General features: G+C 73.3%; 20 protein-coding genes and 2 pseudogenes. 13 read left to right on the top strand and 9 right to left on the bottom strand.

Going from position 1 to position 21,308, the window contains the following annotated elements; genetic code table 11:
* Nucleotides 1–223: 223 nt before the first annotated feature.
* A complete protein-coding gene (locus ACGFYH_RS26180; protein ID WP_393805671.1) occupies nucleotides 224–961 on the bottom strand; it encodes a myo-inositol degradation transcriptional regulator in 738 nt (245 codons plus the stop codon).
* A 129-nt stretch (nucleotides 962–1,090) separates the two neighbouring features.
* Between ACGFYH_RS26180 and ACGFYH_RS26175 the strand changes: the two genes are divergently transcribed.
* Nucleotides 1,091–2,113, top strand: coding sequence for a Gfo/Idh/MocA family oxidoreductase (locus tag ACGFYH_RS26175; protein ID WP_393805615.1), 1,023 nt, complete (start codon nucleotides 1,091–1,093; stop codon nucleotides 2,111–2,113).
* 29 nt (nucleotides 2,114–2,142) lie between these two features.
* A pseudogene (locus ACGFYH_RS26170) lies at nucleotides 2,143–2,280 on the top strand (oxidoreductase); the annotation flags it as partial.
* An 85-nt stretch (nucleotides 2,281–2,365) separates the two neighbouring features.
* On the opposite strand, the gene alc reads toward ACGFYH_RS26170, so the two are convergent.
* Both alc and allB read right to left on the bottom strand, forming a co-directional pair.
* Entirely contained in the window at nucleotides 2,366–3,496 is a 1,131-nt protein-coding gene (gene alc, locus ACGFYH_RS26165) for an allantoicase (protein WP_393805614.1), read from the bottom strand.
* A 44-nt stretch (nucleotides 3,497–3,540) separates the two neighbouring features.
* On the bottom strand, nucleotides 3,541–4,896 hold the full coding sequence (allB, locus tag ACGFYH_RS26160; protein ID WP_393805613.1) for an allantoinase AllB: 1,356 nt from the start codon (nucleotides 4,894–4,896) through the stop codon (nucleotides 3,541–3,543).
* Nucleotides 4,897–5,129: 233 nt separating this feature from the next.
* Between allB and allR the strand changes: the two genes are divergently transcribed.
* The gene (gene allR / locus ACGFYH_RS26155; RefSeq protein ID WP_393805612.1) at nucleotides 5,130–5,933 is read left to right on the top strand and encodes an allantoin degradation transcriptional regulator AllR; all 804 of its coding nucleotides are present in this window, start codon (nucleotides 5,130–5,132) and stop codon (nucleotides 5,931–5,933) included.
* 21 nt (nucleotides 5,934–5,954) lie between these two features.
* Here allR and ACGFYH_RS26150 read toward each other — a convergent pair whose 3' ends face one another.
* Nucleotides 5,955–6,269, bottom strand: coding sequence for a DUF5955 family protein (locus ACGFYH_RS26150; protein WP_393805611.1), 315 nt, complete (start codon nucleotides 6,267–6,269; stop codon nucleotides 5,955–5,957).
* Nucleotides 6,270–6,461: 192 nt separating this feature from the next.
* Here ACGFYH_RS26150 and ACGFYH_RS26145 point away from each other — a divergent pair, with 192 nt between their 5' ends.
* Nucleotides 6,462–7,073 (top strand): NTP transferase domain-containing protein, encoded by a 612-nt coding sequence (locus ACGFYH_RS26145; RefSeq protein WP_393805610.1) that lies wholly within the window; start codon nucleotides 6,462–6,464, stop codon nucleotides 7,071–7,073.
* Between the two features lie 185 nt (nucleotides 7,074–7,258).
* Nucleotides 7,259–8,881 carry a malate synthase A gene (aceB, locus tag ACGFYH_RS26140; RefSeq protein WP_393805609.1) on the top strand — a complete coding sequence of 541 codons (1,623 nt, stop codon included), beginning with the start codon at nucleotides 7,259–7,261 and terminating at the stop codon, nucleotides 8,879–8,881.
* A 71-nt stretch (nucleotides 8,882–8,952) separates the two neighbouring features.
* Here aceB and ACGFYH_RS26135 read toward each other — a convergent pair whose 3' ends face one another.
* Together ACGFYH_RS26135 and ACGFYH_RS26130 are read right to left on the bottom strand one after the other, a co-directional pair.
* The gene (locus ACGFYH_RS26135; protein ID WP_393805608.1) at nucleotides 8,953–9,867 is read right to left on the bottom strand and encodes a HipA family kinase; all 915 of its coding nucleotides are present in this window, start codon (nucleotides 9,865–9,867) and stop codon (nucleotides 8,953–8,955) included.
* A 128-nt stretch (nucleotides 9,868–9,995) separates the two neighbouring features.
* Entirely contained in the window at nucleotides 9,996–10,439 is a 444-nt protein-coding gene (locus ACGFYH_RS26130) for an ATP-binding protein (RefSeq protein WP_393805607.1), read from the bottom strand.
* A 170-nt stretch (nucleotides 10,440–10,609) separates the two neighbouring features.
* On the opposite strand from ACGFYH_RS26130, the pseudogene ACGFYH_RS26125 reads away from it, so the two are divergent.
* Nucleotides 10,610–11,489 (top strand): annotated as a pseudogene (locus tag ACGFYH_RS26125) (Scr1 family TA system antitoxin-like transcriptional regulator).
* Nucleotides 11,486–11,731: a DUF397 domain-containing protein gene (locus ACGFYH_RS26120; RefSeq protein ID WP_393805606.1), complete on the top strand. Its 246-nt coding sequence runs from the start codon at nucleotides 11,486–11,488 to the stop codon at nucleotides 11,729–11,731. The pseudogene ACGFYH_RS26125 and the gene ACGFYH_RS26120 overlap by 4 nt, the downstream one beginning before the upstream one ends.
* Before the next feature lie 16 nt (nucleotides 11,732–11,747).
* Here the strand turns inward: ACGFYH_RS26120 and ACGFYH_RS26115 are convergent, their stop codons facing one another.
* Together ACGFYH_RS26115 and ACGFYH_RS26110 are read right to left on the bottom strand one after the other, a co-directional pair.
* Nucleotides 11,748–12,362, bottom strand: coding sequence for a TOPRIM nucleotidyl transferase/hydrolase domain-containing protein (locus ACGFYH_RS26115; protein ID WP_393805605.1), 615 nt, complete (start codon nucleotides 12,360–12,362; stop codon nucleotides 11,748–11,750).
* Nucleotides 12,363–12,428: 66 nt separating this feature from the next.
* Entirely contained in the window at nucleotides 12,429–13,997 is a 1,569-nt protein-coding gene (locus tag ACGFYH_RS26110) for an IucA/IucC family protein (protein WP_393805604.1), read from the bottom strand.
* A gap of 115 nt (nucleotides 13,998–14,112) precedes the next feature.
* Here ACGFYH_RS26110 and ACGFYH_RS26105 point away from each other — a divergent pair, with 115 nt between their 5' ends.
* The 3 genes from ACGFYH_RS26105 to ACGFYH_RS26095 all read left to right on the top strand — a co-directional run bounded on the left by ACGFYH_RS26105 (nucleotide 14,113) and on the right by ACGFYH_RS26095 (nucleotide 17,782).
* A complete protein-coding gene (locus tag ACGFYH_RS26105) occupies nucleotides 14,113–15,642 on the top strand; it encodes an IucA/IucC family protein (RefSeq protein ID WP_393805603.1) in 1,530 nt (509 codons plus the stop codon).
* 62 nt (nucleotides 15,643–15,704) lie between these two features.
* A complete protein-coding gene (locus ACGFYH_RS26100) occupies nucleotides 15,705–16,976 on the top strand; it encodes a VWA domain-containing protein (RefSeq protein WP_393805602.1) in 1,272 nt (423 codons plus the stop codon).
* Nucleotides 16,976–17,782: a hypothetical protein gene (locus ACGFYH_RS26095; RefSeq protein ID WP_393805601.1), complete on the top strand. Its 807-nt coding sequence runs from the start codon at nucleotides 16,976–16,978 to the stop codon at nucleotides 17,780–17,782. The genes ACGFYH_RS26100 and ACGFYH_RS26095 overlap by 1 nt, the downstream gene beginning before the upstream one ends.
* A 52-nt stretch (nucleotides 17,783–17,834) precedes the next feature.
* Here the strand turns inward: ACGFYH_RS26095 and ACGFYH_RS26090 are convergent, their stop codons facing one another.
* Nucleotides 17,835–18,515 carry a winged helix-turn-helix transcriptional regulator gene (locus tag ACGFYH_RS26090; protein ID WP_393805600.1) on the bottom strand — a complete coding sequence of 227 codons (681 nt, stop codon included), beginning with the start codon at nucleotides 18,513–18,515 and terminating at the stop codon, nucleotides 17,835–17,837.
* An 87-nt stretch (nucleotides 18,516–18,602) separates the two neighbouring features.
* Here ACGFYH_RS26090 and ACGFYH_RS26085 point away from each other — a divergent pair, with 87 nt between their 5' ends.
* The 3 genes from ACGFYH_RS26085 to ACGFYH_RS26075 all read left to right on the top strand — a co-directional run bounded on the left by ACGFYH_RS26085 (nucleotide 18,603) and on the right by ACGFYH_RS26075 (nucleotide 21,298).
* Nucleotides 18,603–19,811 carry a pyridoxal phosphate-dependent aminotransferase gene (locus ACGFYH_RS26085; RefSeq protein WP_393805599.1) on the top strand — a complete coding sequence of 403 codons (1,209 nt, stop codon included), beginning with the start codon at nucleotides 18,603–18,605 and terminating at the stop codon, nucleotides 19,809–19,811.
* A 180-nt stretch (nucleotides 19,812–19,991) separates the two neighbouring features.
* Nucleotides 19,992–20,591 carry a histidine phosphatase family protein gene (locus ACGFYH_RS26080; protein WP_393805598.1) on the top strand — a complete coding sequence of 200 codons (600 nt, stop codon included), beginning with the start codon at nucleotides 19,992–19,994 and terminating at the stop codon, nucleotides 20,589–20,591.
* Between the two features lie 56 nt (nucleotides 20,592–20,647).
* A complete protein-coding gene (locus ACGFYH_RS26075; protein WP_393805597.1) occupies nucleotides 20,648–21,298 on the top strand; it encodes a hypothetical protein in 651 nt (216 codons plus the stop codon).
* Nucleotides 21,299–21,308: the final 10 nt, after the last annotated feature.

Below are 21,308 nucleotides of genomic sequence, written 5' to 3'. Positions count from 1 at the left end.
CGGGCCCCGCCCCCCGCGCGGCGGGCGGCGGGGCCGCCCCGCGGCCGCGCGCGCGGGCGCGCGCCCCCCCCCCCCCACCGCCCCGGGCGGGACCAGGAATCCCCGAACGCCCCATTGTCCGACACACAAGCGGAGCGCATGCCTCCGGGTACCGGACGGCGGTCACATTGTCCGGACATTGCGACGAACTCGCACGGTGGGAGCGGCCACTGATCGGAGCCGGTCAGGGCCGCACGAGCAGCTGGAACTCGAAGGAGTAGCGGGACGGCCGGTAGGTGTGCGTGCCGAACTCGACCGCGCGTCCCGTGTCGTCGAAGGTCGTGCGTTCCATCGTGAGCAGCGGGGCGCCCTCGTCCTCGGCGAGCCGCTCGGCCTCACCGGTGGTGGCGGCGCGGGCGCCGATGGACTGACGGGCGCTGTGCAGGGTGATCCCGGCGGCACGCATCAGCCGGTACAGGCCGGTCGCCTCCAGCTGCACGGTGCCGAGGTCGAGGAGGCCGGGCGGCAGGTAGTTGCACAGGTACGCCATCGGCTCCCCGTGTGTCAGCCTCAGCCGCTCGATGCGGTGCACGTCGCTCTCCTCGGCCACCCCGAGCGCGGCGGCTACCTCGGCGACCGCGGGCACGACGGTGTTGACCAGGACCTTCGTGGCCGGGCGCTGTCCCGCCGCCTCCAGGTCGTCGTAGAGACTGCTGAGTTCCAGAGGGCGCCTGACCTTGCTGTGCACGACCTGGGTGCCGACGCCCCGGCGGCGTACGAGCAGGCCCTTGTCGACGAGCGACTGGATGGCCTGGCGGACGGTGGGCCGGGACAGACCGAGCCGAGCGGCCAGCTCGATCTCGTTGCCCAGCAGGCTGCCGGGGGTCAGTGCGCCGCGCTCGATCGACGCCTCCAGCTGCTGCGACAGCTGGAAGTACAGCGGCACGGGGCTGCTGCGATCCACGCCGAGGTTCAGCGACACGGTGGGGTCCACTTCTGGTTTCGGCACGGGCCGAGCGTAGCTCCGTGCGCAGGTGACGGGAAGTTGTCTGGTTCGATTGTCCGGACATACGCATTGACAGGGTGCGGACTGTGAGCCCACTTTGATTCCATGCGCATCGGGGTCATCGGGACGGGCCGTATCGGCACCGTTCACGCCAACACGCTCAGCCGCCATCGCGACGTCGGATCCCTGATCCTCACGGACGCCGACATCGCGCGGGCCCAGGATCTGGCCCACCGGCTGGGCGAGACGGCGGCACCAGGAGTGGACGAGATCTTCCAGTGGGGTGTGGACGCGGTGGTCATCACCACGGCGACGCCCGCCCACGCCGAACTGATCGGCCGGGCGGCCCGCTCGGGGCTCCCGGTGTTCTGCGAGAAACCCATCGCGCTTGACCTGCCCGGCACGTTACAGGCGATCGCCGAGGTGGAGGCCGCCGGGACGATTCTCCAGATGGGCTTCCAGCGCCGTTTCGACGCCGGTTACGCCGGGGCCCGGGAGGCGGTGCGTTCCGGCCGGCTCGGGCGGCTGCACACCGTCCGGGCGGTGACGAGCGACCAGGCGCCGCCGCCGGCCGAGTACCTCCCGCAGTCCGGCGGACTCTACCGGGACACGCTCATCCACGACTTCGACGTCCTGCGCTGGGTGACCGGGCGGGAGGTCGTCGACGTGTACGCCACCGGGTCCGACGCCGGTCCGCCGGTGTTCCGCGCGGCCGACGACGTGGACACCGGCGCGGCGCTGCTCACGCTGGACGACGGCACGCTGGCCGCGGTGACGGCGACGCGGCTGAACGGGGCGGGGTACGACGTCCGCATGGAGCTGGCCGGTGAGCTGGACCAGATCGTCGTGGGCCTGGACGACCGTACGCCGATCGCGTCCACCGAGCCGACCGGGCCGCCGGCCGCGGACAAGCCGTGGACCGGGTTCGTCGAGCGCTTCGGGCCCGCCTACGAGGCCGAGCTGGCCGTGTTCGTGGACGTGGTGCGCGGCGAGCGGGACAACCCGTGCGACGGGCGCGAGGCGCTGCAGGCCCTGCGGATCGCCGAGGCCTGCGACATCTCCCGCCGCGAACGCCGACCCGTACGGCTGGCGGAGGTGCCCGGGGCCACGGCCGCCGCGGCGGGCTGAAGGGGGGCGCGGCACACCGCCGGGCCGCCGCGGCCGGGCAGGCGGCCATGACGGCGCTCGGCCGCTTCGGCGCCGCGGACGAGGTGACGTCGACGGTGGCGTACCCGGCGAGCGCCGCGTACGTCACCGGTGCGGAGTTCGCGGTGGACGGTGGCCACGCGGCGTAGCCCCCCGGGCGTGCGCGCGGGGCGTGCGCGCGGGGCGCACCGGTGCTGTCCGGCCGGTGCGCCCCGCGGGTTCGTGAGCGGCGGGTCAGCCTCCCAGTTCCTGGTGGCGGGCGGCGAGGTGAGCGGCGCCGTCCTCCGTCAGGGAGCCGAACAGCCGCAGCCGGGAGATGCCGCCGTCGGGGAAGATGTCCACGCGCGCGTGCGTGCCGACGGCCGCCTCGGGCAGGACGAAGCGGTGGTTGGTGTCGGGCTGCACGCGGGTGCGCGGAATCACCTCACGCCACTCCCCCTGCTCGCCGTCCTTCACGGACACCGAGGCCCAGCCGGCCGAGTTGCCCTTCAGGTACGCCGTGTCGATCTCGACGGCACGGATCCGGGCGCGGTCCACCAGCCGGTAGCGGATCCAGTCGTTGCCCCGGTCGCGGCGGCGGCGGGTCTCCCAGCCGTCGTCCATCTTGCGGGAGCGGCCCGGCTGGATGGTGTGGGCGGCCGGCGAGTAGAAGAGGTCGGAGGCGTCCTCGACCCGGCCGCCGTTCTCCAGGGCGACCACGTCGAAGGTGCCGAGGGCCGTGAGCCACGCCGGGTCGGGGACGACCTCGCCGTGCACGCGCAGGCGGGCGATGCCGCCGTCGGGGTGCTGCTTGAGGCGCAGGTGGGTGAAGCGCTGCTCGGCCGAGACGGTGAAGCCGTTGGCGGCGTGCCCGCCGACCGCGGTGCGCGGGACGAGGGTCGTCCACTTCACGTCGTCCGCGAGCAGTTCCTCCGGGGACGGGGAGCCCGCGACCGCGGCGCCCTCGACGGAGACGGCCTGCGGGTAGTTGCCGCGGAAGTGTGCGGTGTCGACGACGATGCCGCGGATCACGCCGGGGGCGCCGAGGCGGATCAGCGCCCAGTCGTGGTCCTCCTCGGTCGGCCAGGGGTGCCCGGCCGACGCGCCGCGCCGCCGACGGGTCTCCCAGCCGTCCATGACCTTGCCCTTGTGCCCGAAGTGCTCGGGGTCGAACTCGGCGGGCTCGGGCACCAGCAGGTTCTCGCGCTGGGCGAAGAACTCGTCGTTGGCGGCGACGACACCCGCGCCGAGCCGCCGGTCGGCAAGGTTGGCGTACTGGGTGAAGGGGAGGTCGGCCGCGCGGTAGTCCGCGTACGGGTCACCGCCTCCGTAGGGGTTCGCGTCGCCGGTGAAGCTGGCCAACGAGGGGTTCTGCTGGGCCGTCACGGTGATCAGGTGTTCCTTTCGGGATCGTTCGAGGTGATCTGGGTTCAGGGAGTCCGGGCGCGTCGGGCCCGGTCGAGGAGCTGTCCCTTCGGTTCGGTGAACGCGCCGTCCGCCAGGACGCGCGTGCCGCGCAGCCAGGTGGACTTCACGACGCCGTACAAAGTCTTGCCCGCGTACGCGGTGACGCGGTTGCGGTGCTGGAGGGCGGCCGGGTCGACGGTGAAGGTCTCGTCGGGGGCGAGGACGGCGAAGTCCGCGTCGTGGCCCGCCGCGACGGCGCCCTTGCGGGCGTCGAGACCCACCAGGCCGGCCGGCCGCGCCGACATCCAGCGCACGATGTCCTCCAGGCCCAGGCCGCGCTCGCGGGCCGCCGTCCACATGGCCGGCAGGCTGAGCTGGAGACCGGCGATGCCGCCCCAGGCGGTGGCGAAGTCGTCGGTCTTGAGGTCGGCGGTGGACGGGGAGTGGTCGGTGACCACGCAGTCGATGGTGCCGTCCGCCAGCGCCTGCCACAGCAGGTCCTGGTTGGCGGCCTCGCGGATGGGCGGGCAGCACTTGAACTCGCTGGCGCCGTCCGGTACCTCTTCGGCGGTGAGCGTGAGGTAGTGCGGGCAGGTCTCCACCGTCACCCGTACGCCGTCGGCGCGGGCCTCGGCGATCAGCGGCAGTGCGTCGCCGGAGGACAGGTGGAGCACGTGCACACGCGCGTTGAAGCGCTTCGCCTGCGCGAGCAGGGTGGCGACGGCGGTGTCCTCGGCGTCGCGCGGCCGGCTGGCGAGGAAGTGGGTGTACCGGGGGCCGCCCTGCTGCGGGGCGGCGGCCAGGTGGTGCGGGTCCTCGGCGTGCACGATCAGCAGTCCGTCGAAGGCGGCGATCTCCGCCAGCGACCGGGCGAGCTGCTCCTGGTCGAGGTGCGGGAACTCGTCCACGCCGGAGGGCGACAGGAACGCCTTGAAGCCGAAGACCCCGGCCTCGTGCAGGGGGCGCAGGTCCTTGACGTTGTCCGGCAGGGCGCCGCCCCAGAAGCCGACGTCGATGTGGGCCTTGTCGGCGGCGACCTCGCGCTTGGTGCGCAGGTTCGCGACCGTGGTGGTCGGCGGGATGGAGTTGAGCGGCATGTCGACGAGGGTGGTGATGCCGCCGGCCGCCGCGGCGCGGGTGGCGGTCCAGAAGCCCTCCCACTCGGTACGGCCGGGGTCGTTCACGTGCACGTGGGTGTCGACCAGTCCGGGCAGGACGACGTGGTCGCCGACGTCCTCCAGCCGGGCACCCGACGGGACGGGGGCGTCGTACGGCAGGACGGCCGTGATCTTCTCCCCGGTCACCGCGATCGACGCGGCGCGGGTCCCCTCGGGAGTGATGACGCGCGTCGAGCGCAGGACCAGTTCAGCTCCGGACACCCGGACCTCTCTTTCCGCCAGCCATTTCAACGTTCTGTTGAAGGAGTCTTCACTTCCGCCTCCGGACCGTCAAGAGGCACCCTTTGTGCGGGCATGCCCAGCGCTTGACCCTGGACGTTTCCACAAAGCGGAATTAGAATTCCAGCAAGCAGAACGTAGCTACGTACAAGCCGGTAGTCAACCGGCCGCCGGGTACGCTTCTTTCCTCCCGCCAGCCTCGAAAGGAACGTGCCGTGCCGACGTCCAGCGCCAGCACCACCGACTCCGCCAGGTCCGCCACAGGTGGCGTCCAGTCCCTGGAGCGTGCCTTCGACCTGCTCGAACGGATGGCGGACGCGGGTGGCGAGGTCGGCCTCAGCGAGCTCTCGGCGAGCAGCGGGCTGCCGCTTCCGACCATCCACCGCCTGATGCGCACGCTTGTGGCCTGCGGATACGTACGCCAGCAGCCCAACCGCCGGTACGCGCTCGGCCCGCGCCTGATCCGGCTGGGCGAGTCCGCGGGCCGACTGCTGGGCACCTGGGCCCGCCCGCACCTGGCCCGCCTGGTCGAGGAGACCGGCGAGACGGCGAACATGGCCCTGCTCGACGGGGACGAGATCGTGTACGTGGCACAGGTGCCGTCCAAGCACTCGATGCGCATGTTCACCGAGGTCGGCAGGCGCGTCCTGCCGCACTCCACGGGCGTCGGCAAGGCGCTGCTCGCGGACTTCCCGGCGGACGAGGTGCGGGCCCTGCTGGGCCGTACCGGCATGCCGGCCGCGACCGACAAGACCATCACCACGCCGGACGGCTTCATCGCGGCGCTCGAGGACGTGCGGCGCCGGGGCTACGCGATCGACGACAACGAGCAGGAGATCGGCGTCCGCTGCCTGGCCGTCTCCGTGCCGAACTCCCCCACCGCGGCCGCCATCTCGATCTCCGGCCCGGCCGGCCGGGTCACGGAGACCGCGACCGACCGGATGGTGCCGCTGCTCCAGCAGGTGGCGGCGGAGCTGTCGGAGGCCCTGCTCACCTCGAACGGCAACCCGGCCGTCTGAGCCGCCCCCCGCGGAGCGGATTCAGCGGCGCGGCGGGTCCCCGAACAGTTCCACGGCGTGACGGACCTCCGTCAGCCCCGGCCCGAGGGCGCTGACGGAGCCGATCGCACCGGCGATCAGCAGCAGGGAGCGGCGCAGTCGCGGCACCTCGGGGACGCCGTGACCCGCCATCGCGGCGAGGTCGGCCAGCTCGTCCTCCGCTATCGCGCGGTCCGGGAAATCGGCAGGCAGCAGGGCCAGTTGGCGGCGCAACCGGGACACCGCGGTCCGCAGTGCCGCCACCCTCACGTCCTCGTCGCCGACGGCCACTCGCCTCTGCCCCAAGCTCCGCAACACAGCCCCTCCCCCTCGCACCCCGCCCCTACGTGGTGAACGTGCCGAGCACCCCGGGACACCGCTCGGGCGCCGGGGACGCGGGCCAGTAAACGCCACCCCACGCCGGACGCGCCACCGCGCGGACCGAAATTCAGCCTCCCGAAACCCCGCGCACGCCGGAGTGTTTGGCGTGCCGTCAGGTATGCAGGACGCATGACCGACATCGAAGCCCAGGTGGAGAAGCGGGTGGCGGGACTGCTGCTGGCCGCCGGGGGCGGCCGGCGGCTCGGCGGCCGGCCCAAGGCACTCCTCGAACACCGCGGACATCCACTCGTCGAACACGCGGTCGACGCGCTGCGCGCGGCCGGCTGCGCCCGCGTGCACGTCGTTGTGGGAGCGCGCGCCGGGGACGTACGCGCGCGGGCGGTGCTCGACGGCTGCGTCCTCGTGGACAATCCCGGCTGGGAGCAGGGCATGGGCTCGTCGCTGCGGGCCGGGCTCGGCTCACTGGCGGGGACCGGGGCCCGGGCGGCACTGGTCTCGCTGGTGGACCAGCCCGGCGTCGGCGCGGAGGCGATGGCCCGGGTGCGCGCCGGGTACCGGGACGAGACATCGCTGGTCGCGGCGGCGTACGCGGGCGTGCGCGGCCATCCCGTCCTGCTCGGCGCCGCACACTGGGCGGCGATCGCGGCGACTGCCACCGGGGACCAGGGGGCACGCGCGTATCTGCGGGAACACGAGGCGGAGATCGCGCTCGTGGAGTGCGGGGACGTGGCGCGGCCGTACGACATCGACACCGAGGCCGACCTGGCCCACCTTGAGTGAAGGGCCTGGCACCGAGAGCCACCTTCCCTCGACTCGGAGAATCTCGACATCAACAAACCATTGAAGTTCCACGATGAGGAAACTACTATCCACTGACCAGAGGCACCCGGCCGCGCAACGGGTGCGCAATGCCCCCATACGTGCCCGTTGGCACCCGGTGCCACCGCTGAAGGAAGTGACAGCTCATGTCCGCACCAGCGCCGTCCCCGCTGGCCATCGTCGACGCCGAGCCCCTGCGCCGGCAGGAGGAGGTCCTCACCGACGCGGCGCTCGCCTTCGTGGCCGAGCTGCACCGGCGGTTCACGCCCAGGCGTGACGAACTCCTCGCCCGCCGTGCGGAGCGCCGCGCCGAGATCGCCCGCACCGCCACGCTCGACTTCCTCCCGGAGACCGCCGCGATCCGCGCGGACGACTCCTGGAAGGTGGCCCCCGCTCCGGCCGCGCTGAACGACCGCCGCGTCGAGATCACCGGCCCCACCGACCGCAAGATGACCATCAACGCGCTCAACTCGGGCGCGAGGGTGTGGCTGGCGGACTTCGAGGACGCCTCGGCGCCGACCTGGGAGAACGTGGTCCTGGGCCAGCTCAACCTGACCGCGGCCTTCCACCGCGCCATCGACTTCACCGACGAGCGCACGGGCAAGTCCTACGCGCTGCGCCCGGACGCCGAACTGGCGACGGTCGTCATGCGCCCGCGCGGCTGGCACCTCGACGAGCGCCACCTCCAGGTCGACGGCCGCCCGGTCCCGGGCGCCCTGGTCGACTTCGGCCTGTACTTCTTCCACAACGCCCAGCGCCTGCTGGACCTCGGCAAGGGCCCGTACTTCTACCTCCCGAAGACGGAGTCCCACCTGGAGGCCCGCCTCTGGAACGAGGTGTTCGTCTTCGCGCAGGACTACGTCGGCATTCCCCAGGGCACTGTCCGCGCCACCGTCCTGATCGAGACGATCACGGCCGCGTACGAGATGGAGGAGATCCTCTACGAACTGCGCGACCACGCCGCCGGGCTGAACGCGGGCCGTTGGGACTACCTGTTCTCCATCGTCAAGAACTTCCGTGACGGCGGTGCCGAGTTCGTCCTGCCGGACCGCAACGCGGTGACGATGACCGCCCCGTTCATGCGGGCGTACACCGAACTCCTGGTCCGCACCTGCCACAAGCGCGGCGCGCACGCGATCGGCGGCATGGCGGCGTTCATTCCCTCGCGCCGCGACGCGGAGGTCAACAAGGTCGCCTTCGAGAAGGTCCGCGCCGACAAGGACCGCGAGGCGGGCGACGGCTTCGACGGCTCCTGGGTCGCCCACCCCGACCTGGTCCCGATCGCCATGGAGTCCTTCGACAAGGTCCTCGGCGACAAGCCGAACCAGAAGGACCGCCTGCGCGAGGACGTCGACGTCAGGGCCGCCGACCTCATCGCGATCGGCTCACTGGACGCCAAGCCGACCTACGCCGGTCTGGTCAACGCGGTCCAGGTCGGCATCCGCTACATCGAGGCGTGGCTGCGCGGCCTCGGCGCGGTCGCCATCTTCAACCTGATGGAGGACGCGGCCACCGCCGAGATCTCCCGCTCGCAGATCTGGCAGTGGATCAACGCGGAGGTCGTCCTCGACAACGGTGAGCGGGTCACCGCCGAGCTGGCCCGCAAGGTCGCCGCCGAGGAACTGGCGAACATCCGCGCCGAGACCGGCGACGAGGCCTTCGCGGCCGGCAACTGGCAGCAGGCCCACGACCTGCTGCTCACGGTGTCGCTCGACGAGGACTACGCCGACTTCCTGACGCTGCCCGCGTACGAGCAGCTCAAGGGCTGACGCCGCGGGACGCAGCACGTCCGCGCCCTCCCGTGCCGCAGTACGGCACCGGGTGGGGGCGCGGCCGCGTGTCAGCCCAGGTGCACGGACCAGTCCTGCTCGGCGGGCGGCTCGCCGTGCAGGTCGGGGACCCGCTTCAGCCAGTCGGGCCGGCCGCGCCGAGTGCGTTCCGCACGGGCGGCGTTCTCGGCGGCGAGTTCCTCGCGGCTCGGGAAGCCGGTGGGCAGCCACTGCCGGGAGGCCCGTACGCGCGCGTGCAGGTAGTCCACGTAGGCGGCGCGCACCTCGTCCGGCGTGTCGAAACCGGCCTCGCAGGTCAGCCAGGCCTCGGGCACCCGGCCCACCACCTCACGCAGCAGCTCCCGCGTCACCCTCGGCGCCAGCTCGGCGTCGGCGGCCGGGACGTCGGGCGTGTAGTGACCGAGGGCGTGGTGACGGAAGTCGTACGCCCTCTCGGGTGCCGAGGCCCCCCAGCGGTGGTGGAAGACGAGGGCCGCGCCGTGGTCGATCAGCCACAGGCGCGGGACCGCGGTGCCGCGGGTGGGCCAGACCATGAGGTTGGAGCTGTGCACCGTGCGGTCGACGTTCACGGTGAGGGCGTCCAGCCAGACGACGCGCCCGGCCTCCCGCGCGTCCACCGGGAACACCTCGGCCACCTCGGGCGTGAGGTCGGCGCCGCCCGACAGGTAGTCCATGCCGAGGTTGAGCCCCGCGCTGGCGTGCAGCAGGTCCCGCACCTCCTGGTGCGGTTCGTCGGCGGCGATCGCCGGGTCGAAGTGCGCGAGCACCAGCTCCGGCACCCGCAGCCCCAGCTCCCGGGCCAGCTCGCCCACGACCACCTCGGCGACCAGCGCCTTGCGGCCCTGCGCGGAGCCGGTGAACTTCAGGACGTAGGTGCCCAGGTCGTCGGCCTCGACCACGGCGGGCACGGAGCCGCCGGAACGCAGGGGCTCGACGTAACGGGTGGCGGTGACTTCGGTGAGCATGCGGCGAGCATATTGAGGTGCGCCCCCGGCCGGGTCGGCACGGCACCCCGCACCGCGCGATGCCCACCGCCCCCCCCCGACCGCCGCGGGAGCCCGGTCCCTTCCGGGCGGTCCCGCCACGCTCAGCGTCACCGCAGGTCCAGTTCCGCGCGGACGGTCTTGCCGACGGGTACGCGGTCGACGACGCCCCACCGGTCGGCGAGCGCGTCCACGAGCAGCAGCCCCCGGCCGTGCTCGGCCTCCGGCGTCGCCGCGGCGGCGGTCTCCGGTCCGGTCGGGCGGCACTCTCCGCGACTGTCGGACACGTCGATCCGCAGCGTGTACGCGTCGAGCCGCAGCAGCACCTCGATGTCCCGCCCCGGCACCCGTCCGTGCGTCACGGCGTTCGCCGCCAGCTCCGCGAGGAGCAGCGCGGCCGTGTCGGAGACCGCCGAGCCGTACGGGAGGCCCCACGCGTCCAGGCGGTGCAGGGCGAGGTGCCGCGCCAGGCGGGCGCCGCGCGGGGTGGAGCTGAACCGCTGGACGAACACACGCGCGGTGACCGGGAGTCGAGGCGTGGAGGCTGGTCTCATGCCGCTATCCCACCTGCCGTGACCGCCCCTCACCAGCTCGGCGACCGGTACGCAGGGTCAGCGTACGGGTACGGAGGGTGGACGGTAGGGGTAACCATCCGTGACCATGGGCCCGTTGGACGGGTTGGACGGGTTGCACCGGGTGGGTGTACGTGCGCGAGGTGTCCTGGATGTCGGAGGGTACGGATGGCGCGGGCGGCGCGGAAGCGCTCTGCGGGGGCGGGGAACCGGAGCGGTCGGACAGTCTCAGGACCTTCGGCGAGGTCGTCAAGGCGTTCCGCAAACGGGCGGGGCCTACGCAGGAGGAGTTCGCGCCGCGGGTGCGGTACTCGGTGCCGACGGTGGCGTCGGTCGAGCAGGGGCGGCGGTTCCCTCCGGTGGACTTCGTGGAGCGCGCGGAGGAGATCCTCGACGCGTTCGGGGCGCTGCGGGGCGCGGCACGGCATCTGTCGCGGCAACCGGGGCTGGCGAGCTGGTTCCGGCAGTGGGCGCGGTTCGAGGCGGAGGCGGTGAGTCTGAACACGTATGAATGCCGGGTGGTGCCGGGGCTGTTGCAGACGGAGGGATATGCGCGGGCGGTGACCGTGAGCGTGCCACCCGTGAAGGACGACGAGCAGGTGAACCAACAGGTGGCAGCCCGTCTGGACCGCCACGAGCTGTTTCGGCGCAGGCCACCGATCTCATTCAGCTTCATCATTGAGCACGCGCTGATCGAACGTGGCACTGGCGGGCCGGAGTGGCACTGGCGGGCCGGAGGTGACGAGGCTCCTGATCGACAACTTGCTCACACGGGCCGACCAGTTCAACGTGGAGCTGCAGGTCATGCCGTTACGGCAAGTGGATCACGCTGGTTTCGACGGCCCCCTCCAGGTACTGGAGACCGCTGAGAACAGGTGGTTCGGTTACGCCGAGGGGCAACGCGGCGGCCTGCTGATCTCCGACTCAAAGGAGGTCAGCATTAGGCTCCAGCGCTATGCGAGACTGCGTTCACAGGCCCTCAACCCCGAGGATTCCAAGGGCCTGTTGGAGCGAATGCGAGGATCGCTATGAGCGCCCACGAACTGGCCTGGTTCAAAAGTAGCTACAGCAGTGGCAGCGACGGCGACTGCGTCGAAGTGGCGATGACGTGGCACAAGTCCAGCTACAGCAGCGGGAGCGAAGGCGACTGCGTCGAGGTCGCCTCCTGCCCCGGCACCGTCCACGTCCGCGACTCGAAGGTGCGGCGGGGAGACCAGCTCGCCGTGTCCCCGGCCGCCTGGAACCGCTTCCTCGGGTTGGCGACCGGGGTGTGACACCACCGCCGTACGGTCACAGCCCCGCGAGGAGTCCGACGAGCGGGGCGGGCGTGCGGCCGGGGTCGAGGGCCTCCACCAGGAGGCCGCCGTAGCGGATCTTGCGGCCCTTCCTGGTGCCGAGGAAGCGGCGCAACTGCTGCTGCCGGGAGCGGCCGTGCTGGGCGGGCTGGCCCAGGAAGGTCTTCCAGGGGCGCAGTTCGCCCTCGGCCCGTACGACCTCCTCGACCCGTGCCGGGCCCAGCGCCCGGATCAGCTCGTCCTCCAGGTCGGCCACGCAGACGAAGAAGTCCCGTGGGGCACCGGCCCGTTGCCAGCCGCGGGCGTAGAAGGGTTCCTCCCGGGCGTCGCAGAGGCCGGTCAGGCGCAGGCCGAGGCCGGGTGGGCCGAGCAGACCGGCGTAGCGGCCGACGCTCATCGCGCCGCCCATCGACACCACGGCCACGCCCTCGGCGGTCAGGTCGCGGTCCTCGCGGGCTGCCAGGGCCTCGACGGCGGCGAGGTCGCTGGGTCCCTCCAGCAGCACCGCCGTCCGCAGTCCGAGGCCCGCCGCCAGCTCCGCCGCCCCGTCCCCGGCGCCGCCCGCCGCCCAGCGGGCGGTCTCGTCCCGGAACGCGTCCATGTCCGCCATGCGGTGAGTGTGCACCACCGCGGGCGGTGCGGCACGGGATTTCCGGGCCCCGCGGAGGGCCGCCGCTCAGGCCCCGCGCAGCGGGTTGGGCAAGGGGCGGTAGCGGGCGTCGGCGCCGTCCGCGCCGGTCCAGCGCAGCAGGAGGTTGGTCTTGGCGGGGAGGGTGGGGGCGGCGAGCAGCGCGGGGATCTCGGGGAGGTCGTGGCGGGCCAGGGCGCCGCGGACGGCGGGCCAGGGGTCGAGGCCGGGGTGGTGCTCGGTGAGCGTGGCGGCGATCTCGTGGAGGTGGTTGACGACCAGGCAGTACACGAGGCGTTCCCAGCCCGCCGCCCGCGAGGTGTCCGGCAGCAGTCTGACGCCCTCCGCGTCCCGGAAAAGGGCCTGCACCGGTGTGCCGGCCGCGTCCACGGCGACCAGTGTGTTCTGCAGATGAGCCTCCAGGACGACGCCGTCGTCGGCGAAGGCGGTCAGCACGGGCGGGACGACTGCGGCGAGGTATGCCTCCCACCAAACCGCCGGGTCCGCGGTGCCCGTGAGGGGGCTGCCGGGGAAGCCCTCCACGAGCGCGGCGGCCAGGAGCGGGGTCGCGCCGGGCAGGAGGTGGTCCCGCAGGCCGTCGCGGACGACGACGGCCAGTTCCTCGAAGGCGAAGTCCGCGGTGCGGTGGCCCCGGTCGCCGAGCCAGGCGGCGGGAGGTCCCAGGGAGGCGAAGGCCTCGGTGACCGCCGTGTCGGTGCGGCGCAGTCTCAGCAGGTCGTGACGCCACAGACGGCGGATGTCGTTGGTGACGCGCACGTCGAGGCTGAACTTCAGGAACAGGTCCTGCCCGGGAAGGTACTCGGGCGCGTACACCGTACGGATCGCCGCCGTGGGCCAGGCGGAGAAGCCGGTCGTGCCCACCCGGACGAGCCGGCCGTCGGCGAAGGCGGGAGCGAGGGCCGGTGCCGTCAGCTCCAGCTGCCAGGGGTGGGCGGGCAGCAGCCGGTAGCCGGGCGGGGCCTTGCCGAGGGAGTCCAGGGCGGCGGTGTCGCCCTCGTCGACGACCGTGTCCTCGCGCGCGGCGAGCAGCGTCAGCGGGAAGCGGGCGTGTGCCTCGGGCGCGTACGGCAGCCACCCGGCGTGCGGGCCGCCGCCGCGCGCCTTGGGCGCGGGGTGGTGGGTGTGGCCGGTGATCAGGGACTGCTCGGAGCGGAGGTACGGGTCCTCGGGCGGGGCCGCCCGCGCGCGTGCCGTCAGCAGCGCGGCCACCGTGTCCCGGCTGTCGGTCATCTCGGCGGGCAGCTCGTGATTGGGCACGCCGGTGTGCCCGCGCAGCGCCTCGGCGACGAGCTTCACCAGCTCGGCGTGGTCGACCCGGTGCCACCCGGCCGCCGTACGGACCTCCGGTTCGGCCGGCCGGCGGCCCTGCCGCACCCGCAGCAGTCTGCCGCCGGGCAGCCGGTACACGGGGCGGGCGCCGGGGCCCGGCAGCGGCTCGGCCACCTCGCGCAGCAGGCAGTTCAGCAGCGGTACGGCCGCGTAGGCGTCGGCGCGGCGCGCCACGTCGTCCCGGGCGGCGGCACCGTCCCGGAAGGCGGCACCGTCCCGGAAGGCGGCGTCGGCGCCGGGCGGGGGCAGGAGATCCACGCGATCCACTCGTTCCCTACGGTCGGTCCATGGCGGAGAGGGCGGAGACGATCAGTATGTCTCTCGTCATGACCCTCGCCGGCCCTCCGCCGTGACGCCGTACTCGTACCCGAGGAGCCAGCCCGTGCACCGTCCCCCCAGCGCAGCGGCCGAGATCGCCGAGGAGCTGGCGGCCGTCCGTCCCGCTCTGGCCGCCCGGTTCACGGCCGAGCTGCCCGGCGCCCGCGCGGCCGTGCTGTCCCGGCTGTGGCGTGCCCTCGCCTTCGAACCGCTGCCGTGGGTCGGGGGCCGGGAGCGGTCCGGGGACGGACTGGTCCTGCGGCTGCGGGACGGCCGCCGGCTGACCGGTCCGGCCGCCGACCCGTACCGCACGGACGCGTACGTCCCGGTCGTACGGCTGGACGAGGTGGAGTACGACGACCCGGAGCGGTTGATGACCGGCCTCGCCGTACCGCACGCGCAGGAGTTCGCCGCCGAACTCGGGCACAGTGCGGCGTCGTTGGCGCTGTCGCGCGCGACGCAGCCCCGAGGGGCGCGGGGGCCGGCACCGGAGAATCACCCGGACGAGTGGCCGGACAGCGACTGGGGCTGGGAGCGGCGCGTGGTCGACGGGCACCCGTACCACCCCGGCTGCCGCGCGCGGCTGGGCTTCTCGGCAGCGGAGCAGCTCGCGTACGGTCCCGAGCACGGGCCGGTGGTGGGGCTGGGCCTGGTGCCGGTCGCGGCGGACGAGTGCCTGGTCACGGGGGTGTGGCCGCGGGAGCTGCGGGACGGTGCGCGGGTGCTGCTCCCGGTGCACCCGTGGCAGGCCGCGCACGTGCTGAAGCGGCCCCGCGAGGAGGAGCGGCTCGCCGCGCACCCGCTGATGTCCCTGCGGACCCTCGCCGTGCCCGGCGGAGCGCACGTCAAGACCGCGCTGAGTACCCGGCTGACCTCCTCGGTGCGGGACATCTCGGTCGCCTCGGTCGCCGCGTCGGCGGACCTGTCGTCGTTCGGGGAGGAGCTGGCGGCGCGCATGGACGGCCTGCTCCACGTGACCCGCACCCTGGGCGCGGCCACCGCCCACTCCCCCGACCTGGCCGCCGTACTCCGCGAGCCGCCGCGGGTGTACGCGGCCCCGGGCGAGCACGTCGTCCCGGTGGCCGCACTGGCGACGACCGTGCTGCCCCGGTCCCCCGCGTGGCTGGCCTCCTTCACCCGTCTCGCGCTGACCGTCGGGCTGCGCGCGCTGGAGCTGGGCGTCGCCCTGGAGGCGCACGGTCAGAACCTCCTGGTCGTCCTGTCCGCGACGGGCGACCCGCTGCGCCTGGTCTACCGCGACCTGGCCGACATCCGCGTCTCCCCGGCCCGCCTGGCCCGGCACGGCATCGCCGCTCCCGGACTGCCCGCACGGGTGCTCACGGACGAACCGGCCTCGCTGCGCCGGAAGGTGTTCGGCTCGCTGGTGGCGGGCGCGCTGGCGGCCACGGCCGGTTCGGGTCCCGCGTTGCGAGGGGCACTGCGGGCGTCCGTACCCGAACTGGCGTATAGCGCGGACCTCGTGGCCCTGCACCGGGAGCCGCTGCCGGTGAAGGCGCTGACGCTGATGCGGACTTCGCCCGGGAGCAGCGGGGATTTGTGGACGGAGCTGCCCAATCCGCTGCGCGGGAGGTGAAGTCGGGGCATCGGCGCGGTCTCGTTTTGGAGCACGGCGCCACTGATCAATAGGATCCGCCGATGATCACAAGAACACGGCTGGCGGCGGGTGCCTGTGCCCTGCTCGCCGCGCTGGCGGCCGGGACGGCGTTCCCGGCCGGGGCGGTCGACGGTGAACCCACGGGTGAGGACGCGCCGCAGGTCGACCTCGTACTCGACGTCAGCGGTTCCATGCGGACGCGGGACATCGACGGCGGTACGCGCATGGCCGCGGCGAAGCAGGCGTTCAACGAGGTGCTCGACGCGACGCCGGAGGAGGTGCGGTTGGGCATCCGTACGCTCGGCGCCGACTACCCGGGCGACGACCGCAAGACCGGCTGCGAGGACACCGCGCAGCTGTATCCGGTCGGCCCGCTGGACCGCACCGAGGCGAAGACGGCGGTGGCGACCCTGTCTCCCACCGGCTGGACGCCGATCGGCCCCGCGCTGCTCAAGGCGGCCGACGACCTCGACGGCGGCGACGGCTCCAAGCGGATCGTGCTGATCAGCGACGGCGAGGACACCTGTGCCCCGCTCGACCCGTGCGAGGTGGCCCGCGAGATCGCCGCCAAGGGCATCGGGGTCACGATCGACACGCTGGGCCTGGTCCCCAACACGAAGCTGCGCAAGCAGCTCAGCTGCATCGCCGAGGCGACCGGCGGCACGTACACCTCGGTCGAGCACACCGACGAACTGACCGACAAGGTCAACCAGTTGGTGGACCGGGCGGCCGACCCGGTGGTGACGCCGGTCGCCACCGAGGGCGCGGACGCGTGCGCGAAGGCGCCGACGCTGAAGTCGGGGCTGTACACCGACCGCGAGGAGTTCGGGCAGCAGCGCTGGTACCGGGTGGACGTGGAGCCGGGTCAGGAGCTGCGCGCGTCCGTGAGCGTGGGCGCCGACCGGGCCGTGAACCCGTCCTACGGGGTCCTGCTGCGGGCGGTGACCGTGCACGGCCGGGAGATCGTGCGCGGTGAAGCGGCGGGCAACGGCCGCACCGACGTGCTCTCGACGGGACTGCGGTACCCGAAGGCGGAGAGCGACAACGACGACGATGCCGCCCCGGCGGAGGCCGTGTGCCTCCAGGTCACCCATTCCTTCTCCGTCGCCTCCGGCGTGAAAACCACGCCCGGACTGCCGCTGGAACTGACCGTGGACATCGTGGACGGCCCGGGCGACTCCGACGACGTGGCCTCGTTCGGCCTCGGGCGCGGCTGGTGGCTGCTCGGCCTGCTGGTGCTGATCGGCTTCGTCGCCGGACTGCTGTGGGGCTGGCTCTCGCGCTGGCGGTTCGCGATGTGGAGGACCAACTGATGCGATTCACCCGAGCGTTGACCGCGGCCGTGGTGCTGCTCGGCCTCGCCGCGGCTCCCGCGGCGGCCGACTCCTCGCCCTCCGCGAGCCCGTCCCAGGACGGTGACGCGCCGACCGCGGCGGGCACGTCCTTCCGTACGGCGGCCGAGTTCGAGCAGGGGCAGGCCGCCACGGCGAACGCTGCCGCCGGCGACTACCTGTACTGGTCGTTCCCGGCCGACGCCGGACAGCGCCCCACCGTGAAGGCGACGGTGAAGCTGCCCGAGACCCACGCCGCCCAGACCTGGCGGGTCGACGTGTACGACGGTCTGCGCCGCCGCCAGGCCTGCCAGTACGGCGCCCAGGCCCGCACCGCGGACGCGGGCACCTCCTCCGTGCAACTGGCCTGCGTACTGCGCACCGTGCGCGCCTGGTCCGAGCCGTGGGCCAACGACCCGCTGCCGGGCACCTACTACCTCCGGCTGACGGCGGTGAACGTGCCGGCCTCCGACCTCGGCGTGCCGGTCTCCGCCGAGGTCCGGGTGGAGTCGAAGGACGTCGGCGGCGCCGCGGCGGTGGACGGTTCGCTGGCCGAGCCGCTGGTGCCGGGCATCGCGATGACGTCCGGCGGGGACGAGGGGGAGAGCGAGGAGCGCGGCGCCGTGCTGTTCGCCATCGAACCGGACGACGGCTGGTCGTCGGGCTGGTGGTCCGACCGCTGGGTGTGGACCGGGATCGGCGGACTGCTGGCCGCGCTCGCGGGCATCGGCGGGTACACGCTGACCCGTGGTTCGGGACGGCCGGCCCGGGTGCCGCCCGGCGCCTGACCGGTCCCCAGAAGGCCCGCCCGAGGCGGGCCTTCTGCCGTCTCGGCCCCCGTCAGCCCTCCCGCAGCGCCTTGGCCGCCGTGCCGTCGCCGGTCACCTCGACGCTGCCGTCGCGCACCGCGTCCCGCAGGCCGGTCTCGCCGCGGCCGAGGGCCGCGCACGTCACGGCGTCGAGCACGAGCCGGGCGTCCGGCTCCCCGGGCGCGGGCCCGTCGCCGTACACGGGCCCCTCCCCCGGGCTTCGCCCCGGACCGTCCCCCACGTCCCCCGCCGCGCCGGCGTACAGGTGGAAGTCGCCCTCCTCCAGCCGGACTTCGACGAGCCCCTCCCCCGCCCCGGCCTCCCGCAGGGCCCGCAGCAGGGGCAGTGCGAACCAGTGCGCCCGTACGGCGTCCGTGGGCCGCCGCTCCCCCAGTTCGCCCGCGCCCCACGCGGCGAGCGCCTCCAGCACGGGCAGCAGACCGCGGCCGCGCGCGGTGAGTTCGTAGACGTACGCCGCGCCGGGCGGGGGCAGCCGGCGCCGGGTCGTCAGGCCGTCGCGCTCCATGTCCTTGAGCCGCGAGGCGAGTACGTCCGTGCTGACGCCGGGCAGGTCGGCGTGCAGGTCGGTGTAGCGCCGCGGACCGGCGAGCAGCTCCCGGACGATCAGCAGGGTCCAGCGGTCGCCGACGGCGTCGAGCGCGCGGGCGGCGGAACAGTACTGGTCGTAGCTACGGCGTGCGCGAGGTGACATGCGACGCAGTGTAGACAAGTCGTTGGACTTTCCAAGCTGCCACTTGGTAAAACCAAGCAACACCAGATACCGGAGGGGAAGCCGCGCATGGAGTTCCGGCAGTCGAACAAGCTCAGCGAGGTCTGTTACGAGATCCGCGGCCCGGTCATCGAGCAGGCCAACGCACTGGAGGAGGCCGGGCACAGCGTGCTGCGGCTGAACACCGGCAACCCCGCCCTCTTCGGTTTCGAGGCGCCGGAGGAGATCGTCCAGGACATGATCCGCATGCTGCCGCAGGCGCACGGCTACACGGACTCGCGCGGCATCCTCTCCGCCCGCCGGGCCGTCGCCCAGCGCTACCAGGCCCTCGGCCTGGAGGTCGACGTGGACGACGTCTACCTGGGCAACGGCGTCTCGGAGCTGATCTCCATGGCCGTACAGGCCCTGCTGGAGGACGGCGACGAGGTACTGATCCCCGCCCCCGACTTCCCCCTCTGGACGGCGGTGACCACCCTCGCGGGCGGCAAGGCGGTGCACTACCTCTGCGACGAACAGGCGGAGTGGTACCCGGACCTGGCCGACCTGGAGTCGAAGATCACCGACCGCACCAAGGCGGTCGTCCTCATCAACCCCAACAACCCCACCGGCGCGGTCTACCCCAAGGAGATCGTCGAGGGCATCCTCGACCTCGCCCGCCGGCACGGCCTGATGGTCCTCGCCGACGAGATCTACGACCGGATCCTGTACGACGGCGCCGTGCACCACTCGGCCGCCGCCCTCGCCCCCGACCTGGTGGTCCTGACCTTCTGCGGCCTGTCCAAGACCTACCGGGTGGCGGGCTTCCGCTCCGGCTGGCTGGTGGTGACGGGGCCGAGGCAGCACGCGAAGGACTACCTGGAGGGCCTGACCATGCTGGCCTCCATGCGCCTGTGCGCCAACGCGCCCGCCCAGTACGCCATCCAGGCCGCGCTCGGCGGCCGCCAGTCCATCCACGAGCTGACGGCCCCCGGCGGACGGCTGTGCGAACAGCGGGACGTGGCCTGGGAGAAGCTGAACGAGATCCCCGGCGTGTCCTGCGTCAAACCCAAGGGCGCGCTGTACGCGTTCCCGCGCATCGACCCGAAGGTCCACAAGATCCACGACGACGAGCGCTTCGTCCTGGACCTGCTGCTCCGCGAGAAGATCCAGGTGGTGCAGGGCACGGGGTTCAACTGGCCGAGCCCGGACCACTTCCGCGTGCTCACCCTGCCGTACGCGGACGACCTGGAGGCGGCGGTGGGGCGCATCGGGCGGTTCCTGAGCGGTTACCGGCAGTAGGCGCGCCGCCGGTTCACCAGTGGGACAGGACCTGCGGGACCGGCTGGCCGGGCGCCTCGGCGACGCGGGCGAGTGCCCCGTCGCTCAGCCACCCCCGTTCCGGGTACGGCAGGTCCGGTCACTGAAGCAGACGCGACCGGCAGACGGCCTGAAGGGAACTTCCGGCCGTAGCCTGGTGGCATGGGTGATCTTTTTCTGGTCCGGCACGGTGAGACCGAGTGGTCGCGCTCCGGACGGCACACCGGGCTGACGGACGTACCACTGACCGAGCACGGGCGGGAGCAGGCGCGGAGTCTGGTGCCGCTGATCCGGTCGCACCGCATCGGGGCCGCCCTCGTCAGCCCCTTCCAGCGGGCCCGGGAGACGGCCGAGCTGATCGGGCTGCACGAGGTGCGCATCGAGCCGGACCTGCACGAGTGGGACTACGGCGGCTACGAGGGGATCACGACCGTCGAGATCCACCGGAGCCGGCCGGACTGGTTCCTCTTCACGGACGGGGTCGCACCCGGACCGCCGGACCACCCCGGGGAGACGCCCGAGCAGGTGGGCGAGCGGGCCGACCGGGTGCTGGCCACGGTGGAGGCCGCCTTCGCCAACACCGAGGGCTGCGTGGTGCTGGTGGCACACGGGCACTTCCTGCGGGTGCTGACCGCCCGGCACCTGGGCCTCCCGCCGTCGGACGGGGCGCTGTTCCAGCTGGGCACGGGCACGCTGTGCCGGCTGGGCACGGAGCACGGGCGGCCCGTGATCGCCGCCTGGAATGTCAGACCCCCGTCGTAGGCTTCGAAGTGTTCGAGGTCTTCGAACGCGTGACCGACGGGAGAAGGAGGGACGCCGTGGCACTGTCGCCCACCGCGGCGCAGCGGCGCGTCATCGCCGACGCCGATCCCGCCACCGGGCGCCTGAAGGGTACGCAGGCCCAGCTCGCGGCGCTGGTGAGGCGCGGGCTCGCCTTCCGGCATCCGCGCCCGCCGCACGACCACTTCCTGACGCCGGCCGGGCACCGGGTACGGGACGCGGCCGACGAGCCGGACGCGATGGCGGTGCCGCCCGAGACGCCCGCCGCACCGGACGCCGGGGGCGTGTTCGCCGCGCGGGTCGGCGGAGAGGAGGCCGTGCCGGATGACGCGGGGCCCGCGCGGCTGCGGGAGGTGCGCGGCGCCTGGCAGGGGCTGCTTGAGCTGCGCCGGATGACGCATCCCGACGGGAGCACGGACCGGCCGTGCGGGTGGGAGCGGTCGCATCTCGTGCGGGCCGCCGCGCTCGCCCTGGAGGCGGCCGGACACCGTCCCGCGGGCCCGGACGGCGACGACGGGTACCGGGTGCGGGCGACACCGCAGCCGGAGGCCGTCGCCGTGTACGAGGCGGACGGCACCGCGCTGCGGGACTGCGCGGCGACGCTGGAGCGGGCCGGGTGGCAGGCCGGGGAGCACACCGAGCCGCGCACTCGGGCCCGTTACCTGCTGGCCTCCCCGCGGAAGGTGTGACGCCTCCGTG

It is taken from the genome of Streptomyces sp. NPDC048392, from assembly GCF_043200575.1.
In the GTDB taxonomy this organism is placed as follows: Bacteria; Actinomycetota; Actinomycetes; order Streptomycetales; family Streptomycetaceae; genus Streptomyces.
This window is presented reverse-complemented; position numbering and strand designations above follow the sequence as displayed.

Excerpts from the sequence above, each read along its gene's own strand:
- ACGFYH_RS26175 (WP_393805615.1), top strand. The coding sequence starts at position 1,091 with ATGCGCATCGGGGTCATCGGGACGGGCCGTATCGGCACCGTTCACGCC.
- ACGFYH_RS26145 (WP_393805610.1), top strand. The coding sequence starts at position 6,462 with ATGACCGACATCGAAGCCCAGGTGGAGAAGCGGGTGGCGGGACTGCTG.
- aceB (WP_393805609.1), top strand. The coding sequence starts at position 7,259 with ATGTCCGCACCAGCGCCGTCCCCGCTGGCCATCGTCGACGCCGAGCCC.
- ACGFYH_RS26135 (WP_393805608.1), bottom strand. The coding sequence starts at position 9,867 with ATGCTCACCGAAGTCACCGCCACCCGTTACGTCGAGCCCCTGCGTTCC.
- ACGFYH_RS26130 (WP_393805607.1), bottom strand. The coding sequence starts at position 10,439 with ATGAGACCAGCCTCCACGCCTCGACTCCCGGTCACCGCGCGTGTGTTC.
- ACGFYH_RS26120 (WP_393805606.1), top strand. The coding sequence starts at position 11,486 with ATGAGCGCCCACGAACTGGCCTGGTTCAAAAGTAGCTACAGCAGTGGC.
- ACGFYH_RS26115 (WP_393805605.1), bottom strand. The coding sequence starts at position 12,362 with ATGGCGGACATGGACGCGTTCCGGGACGAGACCGCCCGCTGGGCGGCG.
- ACGFYH_RS26100 (WP_393805602.1), top strand. The coding sequence starts at position 15,705 with ATGATCACAAGAACACGGCTGGCGGCGGGTGCCTGTGCCCTGCTCGCC.
- ACGFYH_RS26095 (WP_393805601.1), top strand. The coding sequence starts at position 16,976 with ATGCGATTCACCCGAGCGTTGACCGCGGCCGTGGTGCTGCTCGGCCTC.
- ACGFYH_RS26090 (WP_393805600.1), bottom strand. The coding sequence starts at position 18,515 with ATGTCACCTCGCGCACGCCGTAGCTACGACCAGTACTGTTCCGCCGCC.
- ACGFYH_RS26085 (WP_393805599.1), top strand. The coding sequence starts at position 18,603 with ATGGAGTTCCGGCAGTCGAACAAGCTCAGCGAGGTCTGTTACGAGATC.
- ACGFYH_RS26080 (WP_393805598.1), top strand. The coding sequence starts at position 19,992 with ATGGGTGATCTTTTTCTGGTCCGGCACGGTGAGACCGAGTGGTCGCGC.